The 13,421-nt window shown below is 69.1% G+C and carries 16 protein-coding genes; 5 read left to right on the forward strand and 11 right to left on the reverse strand.

Going from position 1 to position 13,421, the window contains the following annotated elements; translation table 11 throughout:
• Nucleotides 1–176 precede the first annotated feature (176 nt).
• The 3 genes from L942_RS44995 to L942_RS23755 all read right to left on the reverse strand — a co-directional run bounded on the left by L942_RS44995 (nt 177) and on the right by L942_RS23755 (nt 2,701).
• On the reverse strand, nt 177–326 hold the full coding sequence (locus tag L942_RS44995) for a hypothetical protein (RefSeq protein WP_162836041.1): 150 nt from the start codon (nt 324–326) through the stop codon (nt 177–179).
• A 256-nt stretch (nt 327–582) separates the two neighbouring features.
• A complete protein-coding gene (locus tag L942_RS23750; RefSeq protein WP_009085137.1) occupies nt 583–1,773 on the reverse strand; it encodes an ATP-binding protein in 1,191 nt (396 codons plus the stop codon).
• A gap of 169 nt (nt 1,774–1,942) precedes the next feature.
• Nucleotides 1,943–2,701 (reverse strand): MerR family transcriptional regulator, encoded by a 759-nt coding sequence (locus L942_RS23755; protein WP_037364343.1) that lies wholly within the window; start codon nt 2,699–2,701, stop codon nt 1,943–1,945.
• A 185-nt stretch (nt 2,702–2,886) separates the two neighbouring features.
• On the opposite strand from L942_RS23755, the gene L942_RS23760 reads away from it, so the two are divergent.
• Entirely contained in the window at nt 2,887–3,393 is a 507-nt protein-coding gene (locus L942_RS23760; RefSeq protein ID WP_037364346.1) for a DoxX family protein, read from the forward strand.
• 62 nt (nt 3,394–3,455) lie between these two features.
• On the opposite strand, the gene L942_RS23765 is transcribed toward L942_RS23760, so the two are convergent.
• Nucleotides 3,456–4,745: an acetyl-CoA C-acetyltransferase gene (locus L942_RS23765; RefSeq protein WP_037364349.1), complete on the reverse strand. Its 1,290-nt coding sequence runs from the start codon at nt 4,743–4,745 to the stop codon at nt 3,456–3,458.
• A gap of 95 nt (nt 4,746–4,840) precedes the next feature.
• Between L942_RS23765 and L942_RS23770 the strand changes: the two genes are divergently transcribed.
• A complete protein-coding gene (locus tag L942_RS23770) occupies nt 4,841–6,175 on the forward strand; it encodes a 3-oxoacyl-ACP reductase (RefSeq protein WP_037364350.1) in 1,335 nt (444 codons plus the stop codon).
• A gap of 3 nt (nt 6,176–6,178) precedes the next feature.
• Entirely contained in the window at nt 6,179–7,018 is an 840-nt protein-coding gene (locus L942_RS23775; protein WP_037364352.1) for a MaoC/PaaZ C-terminal domain-containing protein, read from the forward strand.
• On the opposite strand, the gene L942_RS23780 is transcribed toward L942_RS23775, so the two are convergent.
• Complete coding sequence (locus L942_RS23780) at nt 7,007–7,666, reverse strand: TetR/AcrR family transcriptional regulator (RefSeq protein WP_037364354.1); 660 nt, start codon at nt 7,664–7,666, stop codon at nt 7,007–7,009. The two genes, L942_RS23775 and L942_RS23780, sit on opposite strands and share 12 nt — an antisense overlap.
• A gap of 118 nt (nt 7,667–7,784) precedes the next feature.
• Here L942_RS23780 and L942_RS23785 point away from each other — a divergent pair, with 118 nt between their 5' ends.
• Both L942_RS23785 and L942_RS23790 read left to right on the forward strand, forming a co-directional pair.
• The gene (locus L942_RS23785) at nt 7,785–8,429 is read left to right on the forward strand and encodes an SCP2 sterol-binding domain-containing protein (protein ID WP_037364435.1); all 645 of its coding nucleotides are present in this window, start codon (nt 7,785–7,787) and stop codon (nt 8,427–8,429) included.
• Between the two features lie 63 nt (nt 8,430–8,492).
• Complete coding sequence (locus L942_RS23790; protein WP_037364357.1) at nt 8,493–9,038, forward strand: SCP2 sterol-binding domain-containing protein; 546 nt, start codon at nt 8,493–8,495, stop codon at nt 9,036–9,038.
• On the opposite strand, the gene L942_RS23795 is transcribed toward L942_RS23790, so the two are convergent.
• From L942_RS23795 to L942_RS23820, 6 genes are read right to left on the reverse strand one after another with little or no spacing between them, the layout of a single operon-like run.
• A complete protein-coding gene (locus L942_RS23795; RefSeq protein WP_037364359.1) occupies nt 9,035–10,150 on the reverse strand; it encodes a DNA cytosine methyltransferase in 1,116 nt (371 codons plus the stop codon). The two genes, L942_RS23790 and L942_RS23795, sit on opposite strands and share 4 nt — an antisense overlap.
• A gap of 10 nt (nt 10,151–10,160) precedes the next feature.
• Nucleotides 10,161–10,589: a very short patch repair endonuclease gene (locus L942_RS23800; protein WP_106964998.1), complete on the reverse strand. Its 429-nt coding sequence runs from the start codon at nt 10,587–10,589 to the stop codon at nt 10,161–10,163.
• A gap of 12 nt (nt 10,590–10,601) precedes the next feature.
• The gene (locus L942_RS23805) at nt 10,602–11,066 is read right to left on the reverse strand and encodes an FxsA family protein (RefSeq protein WP_037364362.1); all 465 of its coding nucleotides are present in this window, start codon (nt 11,064–11,066) and stop codon (nt 10,602–10,604) included.
• A gap of 54 nt (nt 11,067–11,120) precedes the next feature.
• Nucleotides 11,121–11,618: a DNA topology modulation protein FlaR gene (locus tag L942_RS23810; protein WP_037364365.1), complete on the reverse strand. Its 498-nt coding sequence runs from the start codon at nt 11,616–11,618 to the stop codon at nt 11,121–11,123.
• 17 nt (nt 11,619–11,635) lie between these two features.
• A complete protein-coding gene (locus L942_RS23815) occupies nt 11,636–12,820 on the reverse strand; it encodes a hypothetical protein (RefSeq protein WP_037364368.1) in 1,185 nt (394 codons plus the stop codon).
• Nucleotides 12,817–13,401, reverse strand: coding sequence for an ABC transporter ATP-binding protein (locus L942_RS23820; RefSeq protein WP_037364440.1), 585 nt, complete (start codon nt 13,399–13,401; stop codon nt 12,817–12,819). Before L942_RS23820 ends, L942_RS23815 begins: the two co-directional genes overlap by 4 nt.
• Between the last annotated feature and the right edge of the window lie 20 nt (nt 13,402–13,421).

The raw sequence follows: 13,421 nt of genomic DNA on the forward strand, positions 1-13,421 counted from the left end.
CGGCGGCGAAAGTGGTCCAGACATATGGAAACCCCGTGATGCTGCCAGGTCGGGGGTCCGCCAGCATCACGGGGTCGTAGGGGGTATCGACGCGGCTCTCCGCGGTGTTACACCCTGGGTTGGCTGTGGTCTAGATCACTCGCGTGAGTGACCCACCAACAGGTTGGTTGTGCAGGTCAGCGCATGAACGGCTGACGCGCCTGGGCGAGCGCGATGAGCTCCTGCCGGACCGTCGAGGTGGCCGCGGTGTCGATCGCCCGGTTCAGCGCCCGGCGAGTGCGAGCCTCGGCGCGACGGGCACGGAGCTTGGCGGCGATGTTGCTCATTGTCTTCTGCATCCCCTTCAGAGGTCTTCGGTGGCTGTGTCTCTAGTATGCACCTTTTTTCACAAGGAAGCCAACGAATCTGCGGTGACATGGGGCACTTGCCGAATAATCATCGGCGAGTGCCTGAACTTCACCGGACAGATCACGTGTTGGCAATCACAACTCGCTAACGCGCTAACGGCTTCTACGGATATCTAGTGAAATAACTAGAAAGCTCTAGGCAGTCGGATAGACCGGTAGCGAGGGGAAGATTCGCTCAGTCGCGGCCGAGCAGGTAGTGCCCGAAGTGCGGCACGGTGAAGGCGATCTGCCCGCGTTCGGCGGAGTAGACCAGGCCTTTCTTCATCAGGCTGTCGCGCGCCGGCGACAGCGACGACGGCTTGCGCCCAAGGTAGACGGCCACATCGGCGGTGCCGGCGGCCTCGTCGCGGCCTTGGGTCAGCTCCGCCATCGCGAGCAGGTACTCGCGTTCGGCGGGCGTCGCGCGTTCGTAGCGCGAGCCGAAGAACCCGACCGCCAGCTCGGACTCCGCTTCCGGCGCGGCGACCTGCACGTCCTTGACCGTGATCGGGTCCGCGGGCGCGGCGTCCCAGGCGGCCTTGCCGTAGGCCTGGATGAAATACGGATACCCGCCGGACGCGTCGAACAGCGCGTCGAGCGCCTCCGGTTCGATCCCGGCGTCCTCGCGTTCGATCGGGGCCAGGACCGCGTAGTCGGCGTCCTCGCGGCTGAGCCGGTCGATGCGCGAGTAGCGGAAGAGCCGTTCGGAGTACGACTTCGACGCCGACAGCACCGCCGGCACATGCGGTAGCCCGGCGCCGACCACGACCAGCGGCGCGCCGGATTGCGACAGCTCATGGCAAGCCGCGCACAGCGCCGAGACATCGTCTGGCTGCAGATCCTGGATCTCGTCGATCAGCAGCGCGACCCCGGTGCCGACGTCCGCGGCCAGCTCGGCGACGTCGGTGAACAGCTCGACCAGGTCGATCTCGATGTCGCCGGAATCCGCCCGGCCCTGCGCGGCGGGCACGTCGATGCCGGGCTGCCAGCGGTCGCGCAGTTTCGCGTCCGGCTTGTTCGCCTTGAGCGCGAACGCCTTGAGCACCCCGAGCACTTCCTCGACCCGGTCCGGCGCGCGATGCCGCACCGCCAGGTCTCGGATCGCCCGATGCAACGCGGCCGACAGCGGACGCCGCAGTTCCGCGTCCGGGCGCGCCTCGATCTTGCCCGCACCCCAGCGCCGCCGGACGGCCATCGACCGCAGCTCCCCCAGCAGCACCGTCTTGCCGACGCCGCGCAGGCCGGTCAGCACGAGGCTGCGCTCCGGGCGTCCGCGAGCGACGCGTTCAAGAACGACCTCGAACGCCTTCAGCTCCCTTTCCCGGCCAGCCAGCTCCGGCGGCCGCTGCCCGGCACCGGGCGCGAAGGGGTTGCGGATGGGGTCCACTCTGTCACCGTATCGAGGTATCTAGAGCTGGACCGATATTTGGCCATAGACCGAGATAGCACAGCGTGGCGCAGCCACTCCGTTGAGGGCGGCGGAAGTGTTGTGCAGAAGGATGGCCGGGTCTGCAGCCCCGTCCATCCTTACCCCCAGCGCCCACTCTGACGGTGCGTTAGTCCGTCAGGTTCCGTTCCGCGTAGATCTTCATCGCGTCACGGATGTACTCGGCCGTGCCGGGGCCGTGCTTCTCGTCGTACGAGCCGTACCGCGGGTCGTCGACATAGAGCTGTCCGAGACCGGCGAAGTAGCTCTTCGACACGGTCCCCGCGGCCGGTCGCAGCCAGTTGTACAGCCGCGCGGCGACCGCCTGGGTCTCGTCCGAACCAGCGTCGTAGCCGTCCTTGCGGGCAGCGCCGAACGCCGCCGAGATGTCCAGCTGTTCCTGCTGGAAGGCCTTTTTCTCGTCGTCGGACAGCGACCGCCACCACTGGTCGCCCTTGCGGTAGGCGTCGGCGCCCCAGCGCTGGGTGACCTCTTCCCGGTACTGGGTGTGGTCGAACCCGTCGAACATTTCCTCTGCCATCAGTTGTTCACCTCCCTTCAGTTTTCGCAGCGTGGTCCGCACGGAATCGATCTGCCGCCCGATCCGCTGCTGCTCTTGCTTCAGCAGCGCCAGGTGCGTTTCGAGCGCCGCGACGCCGTCGCGCTGGCCGTCGAGCACCTCGGCGATCGCGGGCAGGCCCAGGCCCAGATCGCGCAGCAGCAGGATCCGCTGCAACCGGACGAGCGAGTTCTCGTCGTAGTAGCGGTAGCCGTTGCTGCCGATCCGCGTCGGCGGCAGGAGCCCGACGGCGTCGTAATGCCGCAGAGTCCGGCTCGTCGTGCCCGCGGACCGGGCGATGTCCTGGATCGACCATTCCGTCCTGACCACGGCTTCGACGGTAGAGGTTGACGTAGCGTCAAGGTCAAGCCCGAAGTCCGCTAGGTCTGTCTAGGTCAATCTAGGAAAAGAGCAATATTGGGCTAGGTATAGCTAGCCCGGTTCGGCGGGGAGCGGGGCGGGCAATCCCGGTTGTAGGTTCTTCTACAGGAATTCCAGACCAGAGAGGCGAGACCGTGATACTGCGCCGGGTGGCACGTCCACTGCTCGCGTCGATCTTCGTGTTCGGCGGCATCGGTGCCCTGCGCGACACCCAGGGCCACGCGAAGGCGGCCGAACCGTTCCTCACCGAGACCTTCGACAAGGTCGAGGGCCTGGTTCCGGACCAGGTCCCGCGCGATCCGGCCACGCTGGTGCGGATCGACGCGGCGGTCAAGATCGGGGCCGGGCTCGCGCTGGCGAGCGGCAAGGCGCCGCGGCTGGCGGCGGTGGCGCTGCTCGGGTCGCTGGTGCCGACCACGCTGGCCGCGCACCGGTTCTGGCAGCTGCCCGATCCGGGCGAGAAGCAGGCCCAGCAGATCCAGTTCATCAAGAACGCGTCGCTGGCCGGCGGTCTGCTGCTGGCCGCGAGCGACACGGCGGGCAAGCCGTCGCTGGGCTGGCGGGCCCGGCGCGCGGCGAAGAAGGCAGGCAAGCGCGCCGACAAACTGGCCAAGCGCGCGGAGAAGACGCTCACCGACTGAAGTCCGTGAGGGGAACCCTGAGGGAATCTGATTCCCTCAGGGTTCCCCTCACGGAACGTCGGCTACTTCTCCAGGATCGCGGTGACGCCCTGGCCGCCCGCCGCGCAGATGGAGATCAGGCCGCGCCCGGAACCCTTCTCATTCAGCAGTTTCGCGAGCGTCGCGACGATCCGGCCGCCGGTCGCGGCGAACGGGTGCCCGGCCGCGAGCGAGGAGCCGTTCACGTTCAGCTTGGCGCGGTCGATCGAGCCCAGCGGCGCGTCGAGACCGAGCTTCTCCTTGGCGAACGCCGGGTCCTCCCAAGCCTTGAGCGTGGCGAGCACCTGCGACGCGAACGCCTCGTGGATCTCGTAGAAGTCGAAGTCCTGCAAGGTCAATCCGGCGCGCTCCAGCATCCGCGGCACTGCGTACGCGGGGGCCATCAGCAGTCCCTCATCGCCGTGCACGTAGTCAACGGCGGCGGTCTGGCTGAACGTCAGGTACGCCAGAACCGGCAGCTTGTGCGCCTTCGCCCACTGCTCGGTGGCGAGCAGGACCGTCGACGCACCGTCGGTCAGCGGCGTCGAGTTGCCCGCGGTCATGGTGCCGTCCGGGCCGCCGTAGACCGGCTTGAGCTTCGCGAGCTTTTCGACCGACGAGTCCGGGCGGAGGTTCTGGTCGCGGGTGAGCTTGAGGTACGGCGTGACCAGGTCGTCGAAGAAGCCGCGGTCGTAGGCGGCGGCGAGGTTGCGGTGGCTGGTCGCGGCCAGTTCGTCCTGCGCCTCGCGGGTGATGTCCCAGACCTTCGCGGTGAGCGCGGCGTGCTCCCCCATCGACAGCCCGGTGCGCGGTTCGGCGTTGCGCGGGATCTCCGGGACGATGTGGCCCGGGCGGATCTTCGCGACCAGCTTGAGCCGGTCGGCGAGCGTCTTCGCCGCGTTGAGCTGCACGAGGATCTGGCGCAGCTGCGGGTTCACCGCCAGCGGCGCGTCACTCGTCGTGTCCACGCCGCCAGCGATCGCCGAATCGATTTCCCCGAGGGCGATCTTGTGGGCGACGTTGAGGACCGCCTGCAATCCGGTGCCGCACGCCATCTGCACGTCCGACGCCGGCGTCGCGGGCGAGAGCTTGCTGCCCAGCACGCTTTCGCGGGCGAGGTTGAAGTCCTTGGAGTGCTTGAGCACCGCGCCGGCGGCGACCTCTCCGATCACCTCGCCCTGCAGCGAAAACCGGCTGACGAGACCGTCCAGCGCGGCGGTGAACATGTCCTGGTTGGAGGCCCGGGAGTACGGGCCGTTCGACCGCGCGAACGGGATCCGGTTCCCGCCGACGATCGCGACCTTGCGCACCGCCGGGGTTTTCCTGGTCGCCATGCCGTCCACCTCTCTGGAGTCGTCCCTTTCACACTGTAACCTACTAGCGAGTAGGTTAGACTGCGACGTGACGCAGACTGCACGGGAGGCACGTGATGGCGGACAGGTACCAGCAGTTCACGAAGACCCCGCTGGGGAAGTTCGTGGTGCCGAAGCTCGGCCTGCCCAACCCCGCGACGTTGCGCCGGTACCGTCCCGGCCAACCCGCACTCGAGGGTCCCGCACTTCTCGGTGCCGCGCCGGGCGGACGGCTGGAGAAGACCGTCCGGGCGCAGCTCACCGAGGCGGGCATCGAGGTGATCAGCGCGTCCGCCGACCGGAACGCGGCGTTGGTCTTCGACGCCACCGGCGTGAAGGACCCGGGTCGGCTGCGTGAGGTCTACCGGTTCTTCCACCCGGTGATCCGCAAGGTTGGGCCGTCCGGCCGGGTCGTCGTGCTCGGCACGCCGCCGGAGCTGGCCGAGGGCCGCGAGCGGATCGCCCAGCGCGCGCTGGAAGGGTTCGTCCGCTCGGTCGGCAAGGAACTCAAGCGCGGCGCGACGGCGCAGCTGGTGTACGTCGCCGAAGGAGCCGAGGAAGCGGCCGAGTCGACGCTGCGGTTCCTGCTGTCGGCGAAGTCGGCGTTCGTGGACGGCCAGGTCATCCGCGTCGGCACGCACGCCAAGACCGCGCCCACGCCGGAGAACTGGGAAAAGCCGCTGGACGGCAAGGTCGCGCTGGTCACCGGTGCGTCGCGCGGCATCGGCGAGGCGATCGCCGAAACCCTCGCCCGCGACGGCGCGCACGTGGTCGCGCTCGACATCCCCGCGCAGGGCGGCGATCTGTCCACTGTGGCCAATCGGATCGGCGGTTCGGCGCTGCAGCTGGACATCACCGCGGCCGACGCGCCGGACAAGCTCGCCGAGTACCTGACTTCGCGCCACGGAGGCGTGGACATCGTGGTGCACAACGCTGGGATTACCCGCGACAAGACTCTCGGGAACCTGACCGAGAGCGGCTGGGATTCGGTGATCGCGGTCAACCTCGCGTCGCAGCTCGCGGTGAACGACAAACTGCTCGGCGACAAGATCCTGCGCGAGAACGGCCGCATCATCGGGGTTTCGTCGATCGCCGGCATCGCGGGCAACGTCGGCCAGACGAACTACGCGACGTCGAAGGCGGGCGTGATCGGGATGGTGAACGTCGGCGCGCCGCAGCTCGCGGAGTACGGCGGCACGATCAACGCGGTCGCGCCCGGGTTCATCGAGACCAAGATGACCGCCGCGGTACCGCTGTTCATCCGCGAGGCCGGGCGGCGGCTGTCCAGCCTCGGCCAGGGCGGCCTCCCGGTGGACGTCGCGGAAACCATTGCCTGGTATGCCAACCCGGCGTCGGCGGCGGTCAACGGGAACCTGGTCCGCGTGTGCGGCCAGGCACTGCTGGGGGCGTGAGCGATGGCCGTCCGTGAAGTGACGAGCGCGCCGAGCCTGGCGACGCTGTACCCGAAAGCCCTGCTGCGCCGCGGCGGCGGTTCGACTCTGCCGACCACCGAATTGGTGCGTCCGGAGGTCGTCGTGGACCCGGCGCATGTCGCGGCCTACAACGAGGTCTGCGGCTTCCGGTTCTCCGACGAGCTGCCGGCGACGTATCCGCACATGCTGGTCTTCGGACTGCAGATGGCGTTGATGACCGAGCCGGGCTTCCCGTTCCCGCTGCTGGGTCTGGTGCACGTCGAGAACCGGATCACCCAGCACCGTCCGCTGCTGCTCGGCGAGACGTTCCGGGTGAGCGTGCGCGCGGAAAACCTGCGTCCGCACGAAAAAGGCAGCCAGTTCGACATGGTGAGCGAGGTCCACTCCGGTGCGGACACCGTGTGGAGCGAGGTGTCGACCTATCTCCGCCGCACCGGTTCGGGCTCGGGTTCCTCAGGGCCGCGGACCCAGCTGACGCCCCCGAAACCGTCCGCGTTGTGGCACCTCCCGGGCGACATCGGCCGCCGCTACGCCGAGGTCTCCGGCGATCGCAACCCGATCCACCTGCACCCGCTGACCGCGCGCCTGTTCGGCTTCCCGCAGGCGATCGCGCACGGCATGTGGACGAAGGCGCACGCGCTGGCGTCCTTCGAGGGCCGCCTGCCGGACGCGTACACCGTCGCGGTGCGGTTCAAGCAGCCGGTGCTGCTGCCCGGCCGCGCGGCGTTCACCACCTGGCAGACCGATGACGGATGGGCCTTCGAGCTGTGGCACGCCCGGAAGCCGAAACCGCACCTGGACGGGGTGATCTCAGCCCTCTGAGGGCTTCCAGACCTGCCCCTCGACCAGGTCGTTGAACCCCAGCCACACCAGGTTCATCAGCCACGACGCGAGCACGCCGTCGGAGATCTCCGGGTGGTCCAGCGCCCAGTCGGCCAGCGATTCCGCCGCGCCGACCAGCGCCGCGGCCAGGCCGGGGCCGGAGAACTCCGTCTGCTCGCCGAGGCCCTTGCGGGTCCCCGCGGCTACCACGAGCGCCGCGACCAGCTCGATCGCGCGCGTGCGCATCGCGGTGATCTCCGCCGCGAACCCGCCGCCGACCGTCAGCGCCTGGCGGTGCAGCACGGTCCAGGACTCGCGGTATTCGGCGACGAAGCGGTAGAACGAGCGCAGGCCGTGCCACAGCTGCATGTCCGGCGGCAGATCGGGCTGCACGCCGGCCTGAATGGCTTCCAGCAGGCGGGTCGCCTCGCGCTGGATGCTCTTGCCGAACAGGTCTTCCTTCGAGCCGAGGTAGGTGTAGATCATCGGCTTGGAGACGCCCGCGACCTCGGAGATCTCGTCCATCGACGCCGAGTGGTAGCCGTGCTTCGAGAACACCTGCACCGCGGCGTCCAGAATCTGCCGTTCACGGACCGCCCTCGGGAGCCGTCTCGCTCGCTCGGGTGGGCGCTGATCTTCGTCGGGCACAGTGCTTCTTCCTCCCTCTCCTGCACGGACGGTACCCGTCCCCGGGTCGGCGGCGTTGCTTGCCGCACTACCTACTCACCGGTAGCCTTACGGCGGAAAGTTCCGGAAGGGGTGAATGATGGCCGACAACCCGGAGGCGACCAGCGCTGACCTGGCCGGCCTGCGCGGGGTCGCGCTGCTGGACGCGCTGGACCGCACCGAAGCCGTCGACGCGAGCGCGCTCGACGTCAACGCGGTCGCGGACGCCATCGACCCCCGAGAGCTGGGCCGCTCCGACATGAACCGGCTGCTGAAGGCGCTGGTCCGGCTGTCGGAGGAGGTGCCGGCGTTCTCGCTGGACAAGGTCGACCCGACGAAATTCGCCACCTTGGTCGCCCGGGCGTCGCGGGCGCAGCTGGAGGCCGTAGTCGCCGAACGTCCGCTGCGCGAGCGGGTGCTGGACGAGATCTTCGCGCGGATGGGAGCGCACATCCGGGCGAAGTCGCTGCGCGCGGTGGTGCACTGGCGGCTGTCCGGCGGTACCGGCGAGGGCGGCTACGACCGTTACGAGACGGTGCTTTCCGACGGAACCTGCACGGTGTCGCGCGAAATGCGCGAGAAGCCCCGCGTGACGATTACGCTTTCCCCCGTGGACTTCTTCCGCATCATCACCCACCAGGCCACGCCCGCGGTCCTGTTCGTCACCGGGAAACTGAAGGTCAAGGGCGACCTGGCCTTCGCCGCCGGCCTGGTCGGCCACTTCGACCTCCCCCGACCGGCCTGAGCCGCTCCGGTGTCCCGCTGGCGCTCGCGCACGCGTGCCGCGCACTCACCCGGTGAGCACGCGGTGAACGGTTTCGCCCGCACTCTCGAGGTGGGCAAACTGACCCCGGAACAGTTCGTGCAGGTCCTGGAGACGCTGCACATGCTCGGCACGGCCGGAGCCGGCATCGACATCGCCTCGCTGACCACGCAGTCCCTGGTCGATGTCGTGGCCGCGGCGACCCGCGAGCAGCTGAAAGGCATCGCCGACCACGACGAGCTGCGCGCGGTCTTCCTGGACGAGATCTTCCGCCGGATGTCGGAACACTTCCGCCCGGAACGAGCCCGGCACGTGGACGTCGTGGTCTCGTGGCGCTTCCCCGCCGGCGACGATTTCGACCGCTACCAAACGGTCATCGAGGACGGCCTGTGCGTGTCGAGCACCGAGCTGGCCCGCACCCCGGACACGACGATCACGGTGGCAGTCGAGGACTTCATCCGAATGGCGACCGGCAACGCGGCGGTGGCGGCGATGTTCGTGACCGGGAAGGTCAAGGTGAAGGGCGAGTACGCGCCGGCGGTTCGGTTGTCGGGGTACTTCGACATTCCTAAGCCGACCGGGTCGGACTAACCCGCGGCTTCGAGGCTCATTTCCCCACGCGCCAACGGCATCAGGTAATTCTCCGACAGCCACCGCACCACCGGCACGCACACCGCGTCCCCGAAGCCGAACAGGGCCTGGTTGTTTCGCAGTCCATCCAGCGCGTACTTCCCCGCGCCCATCAACCGGGCGTACTCGCGGGGCGTCATCCAGCGGACTCGTACTGAGCCACGGCCGGCTTGCACCACGGCCTGCTTAGACGACCCGCCGCGCGCGGTGCGCAGGCAGCCGGAGATGTCGTCCGGCCGGACTTCCCACACTGGCTTGCCATTGCGGGTGCGCCGGTAGGCCGTCCGGTACACCAGCTTCTTTCCCGCCTTCAGCTGCGTCAATCGTTCCAGCTGGAGCGGCGACAGCGACCCGATGAAGCCCGAGGTCCGCAGCGGATTCCACCACCGCTCGTCATCCGCGGGGAGGCGTTCGACGGCGGCGGACAGGCCGGTGACCAGCAACGGCGGGGGCGCGGGCAAGGCGGCGCGATGTGTCCGCAGGGAAGGGTCGAGGGCGAGCCAAGGCGGGCGAAGCGGGGAGGGCGCGGGCGAGTCCGACGGCGGGTTTTGTGCGCCGACAATGAACAACCGCGGCCGCGATTGCGGGACGAAGCGGCGGGCGTCCAGGGTCAGCACATCGGCGGAGTAGCCGAGCCGGTTCAGCTCGCGGATCGCGGCGCGGAGGTCGTCGCCGCCGTGGCTGGTGGCCAGGCCGACTACGTTTTCCAGCGCTACCACCGGCGGTCGGTCGGAGCCAAGTTCGTCGAGGATGCGGGTGAATTCCCAGAACGTCGACGAGTGCGAGCCCGCCAGGCCGCGGCGCCAGCCGGCGAGTGAGAGGTCCGTGCAGGGGAAGGACGCCCAGGCCAGGCTGAGGCCGGCGGGCAGATCGGCGCCGCGGAGGGCGGCGACATCCCCTAGTACGTACTGGTGGGTGCCCTGGTCGTTGAAGTGCGCCTCGTACATGGCCTGCTTCGCCGGTTCGATGTCGTTGGACCACGCGACGTCGAAGCCGGCCGGTTCGAGGCCTAGGCGCACGAGACCGATACCGGCGAAAAACTCCGCGGCGGTGGGCTGACCCGGTAGAGGCATGGCGCCAACATTAATGGGGCCGGCGTTCCTTCACGGTCTCGATCACGCGCGACGCGGCGACATCGGTCGCTTCGTGTTCCCAGATTCGGACCGACAGCCAGCCCGCTTCGAGCAGCAGCGCGTCGGTATTCGCGTCCCGGCGGCGGTTGGTTTCGATCTTGGTCCGCCAATAATCGGCGTTGTTCTTCGGCCACGTGCCGTGTTCGGGGCAGCCGTGCCAGAAGCAGCCGTCCACGAAAACCGCCACCCGGGCCGGGCCGAACACCAGGTCAGCCTCGCGGCGGACGCCCTTCACCGGACGGCGGTGCACTCGGTAGCGGTACCCGGCGGCGTGCAGGATCTTGCGCAGCGCCATTTCGATCCCGGTGTTGCGGGACTTCTGCCTGCTCATCCGGGCGCTCACCGCGGAGGTCGTTTCCAGCCGCTCCACGGGAGTCATTGTGGCAAAGGCTCAGCCTTCGACGATCCGGCCTTCGATCACCGGGTGGTTCGACGGCCGCGGTTCCTCGGAGACGACCTCGCTGTCCACCACCATCACCGGGCCGCGGCGCTGGTTGGCGTACCGGATGGCGCGCTTCTCCGCGCGGCGCAGCCAGAACCGCCGGGCGATCGAGCGGGTCGGCGGCAGCAGGAAGAGCAGGCCGAGCACGTCGCTGACGAAACCGGGGACCATGATCAGCACGCCGCCGAGCGCGACGAGCATGCCGTCGGTCAGCTCCTTCTCCGGGTTCCGCCCGGACTGCGCGGTCGCCAGGAACGCGCGCATCGCCTTGCCGCCCTCGCGGCGCGCCAGCCACGAGCCCACGAAGGCGCCCGCGATCAGCAGACCGATCGTGCCGAGCACACCGACGACCGAGCCGACCGCCCAGATGGCGGCGACTTCAGCGATGACGTATAGCAGGAACACGACAGCCATACCTAGTGAACGAACGAGTGCCGGGTTTTGCTCCCGGACTCGCAATAGCCCAGGTCAGAGGCCCCGGAGGAACGCGGACACCTCGCGGGGCGAGCGCAGCAGCACCTGCCGAGCGGACGGGGCCTCGGCGGCGATCCGCCGCAGCATCAGCGGGCGGCGCGTCGGCCACTTCCAGATCCACTGGACCAGCTCGGCGTCGATCTTCGACACGCATCCGGCGGCCTGCGTCTCCTGCCCCCACTCGCGCAGTTGCCGGCGCACGACGCGGGAAAGGCAGACGTAGCGGGAGGCGTCGAGCAGCACGACGGTGTCGGCGAACGGCAGCCGCAGGTCGAAGGTCTTGCTGTAGTTGCCGTCGATCACCCAGCTGTCCGTGCTGGCGGCCTCGGCGACGGCGGCGCGGAATTCCTCCGGCGGGGCCGGGACCCAGCCCGGCCGCCAGTAGAGCCGGTCCAGGTGCGTGACCGGGATGTCCAGGGCGGCACCGATCTGCCTGGCCAGGGTGGATTTTCCGGCCCCGGAGCAGCCGGTGACCATGATGCGTCGCCCCATGCGCACCGAGCCTAGGGCTAGCCCGGCAGGAAACTCGCGGCAATTAATCCCAGCACCAGCAGGTCCGGGCCGCGCACGAGTTGCCGCACCAGGCCAGCGGGGATCAGGACTCCCTCGTACAGCACCATTCCCATCGAGCTGAAGTCCAGCGGGCCGCGGGTCACCGAGCGGACGGCGGCGAGCGCGGCGAGCAGGACGGCGACCACCGCGCTGATCGACGCCGGGATGCCCAGCAGCAGGACCACGCCTGCCCAAATCAGCGCGAGCAGGCAGAGAAAAGCGCAGGTCACAGCGTGCAGGCGGAGGTTTGACGCGTCCAGCCAGCGGCGTAGCCCGGGCACTCGATGCAGCTGCGCGACGGGTGCGGTGAAGGGCAGCAGTGCGAGATAGCCGCCGATGCCGAGCAGCCACACCGACGTCACGGCGGGGAACGTCGCGTGGGTCGCGAGCACGGCGAGGGCCAGGAAGACCGGCAGGCCGAGCGTGTGCCGGCGCGCGAGAGTCCCCGTCACGACATACCGGGTGACGATGAAGCGTCCGGCGAGCGCGTTCTGCCACGGAACCGGGCGTCCGGCCGGGAGCAGGGCCCAGACGTCCAGGAAAGCGGCGGACGTCCGGCGCACCATGCGTTCGGTGTAGTGCCGGATCAACGTGCCGCGGGAAACCGTGTGCGGCAAGGAAGAGGACCAGGCCAAGGCGATCGCCGCCACACCGGCGACGGCGGCGTAGGTCCACAGTGGAACGACCAGCGCCAGCGCGACGGTAAGCGGCAGAAGGGATTCGCCGGGGAAGGTCCGGCGGCGGCCCAGCACCAAGGCCAGCGCGGCGACGGTGACGAATAACGCAAGAGGACCGGCGAGGGAGCTTGGGAATCCGATGAGCATGCCGGACACCGCGAAGAAATAAGCCGCCACGCCGAAGCGGGCGGCCCAGTCCAGGACGAGCCGCCGGGTCAGCGCAGCCGGGCGCTGGCCGTCGAAGTCGTCCCAGGTCAGCGTTGCCGGATGGGCCCAGACATACCCGCGCCGCAGCGTCGCTCGCCAGGCCAGCGCGAGACCGGTGCACAACACGAGCACGCTGCCCAGCGCGCCCACCGGTGCGCCGCCGATCAGCTGGCTGCGCACCAGTTCGGTGTTGTAGAACGGCGATCCCAGCAGGCCGACTGCGATGACCAGTGCCAGGACGAGATCCGGGCGTTTCACAGGTCCACCACGTAATCCGCGACCTCGTCCGCGAGCGGTGAGTGATGGCTCGCGACCACGACCGCCGCGCCGCGTTGGGTGCTGGTGGTGACCAGGCTGGACAGCCAGGCCCGGCCCTCGGCGTCGAGGGCGCGTTCCGGTTCGTCCAGCAGAAGCACCTCGTGCGGACGCGCGACCGCGGCGTGCAGCAGGAGCCGGCGGCGCTGGCCTGCCGACAGCTCTGCCGCGGGCACATCGGGGGCCGGGACCGGGCCTTCGGCCAGTTCGCCGCCGAAGGAGTTGCGCAGCAGGTCGAGATGCTGGCGCGGAGTGAGCTCGTCGAACAGCGCCGAATCGTCGAAAAGGACGGAAACGCGGCGGCGGAAAGCGGCGGACCGCTCGTCCGGCGGCCCGCCGCAGACCGACACGGAACCGGACGTCGGCTGCTGAGTCCCGTAGAGACAGCGCAGCAACGTCGATTTGCCCGCTCCGTTGGCACCGCGGACGACCAGGCATTCGCCGGCGTCGACGGCCAGGTCGAGACCGCTGAACAGCGCTGTCTCGCCCGCGGTGACCCCCAGGTCTTGAGTGGTGATGAGCACGAAACCCCCTCGGCTGATCA

This window comes from Amycolatopsis orientalis DSM 43388 (genome assembly GCF_000411975.1).
Lineage (GTDB): Bacteria > Actinomycetota > Actinomycetes > Mycobacteriales > Pseudonocardiaceae > Amycolatopsis > Amycolatopsis orientalis_D.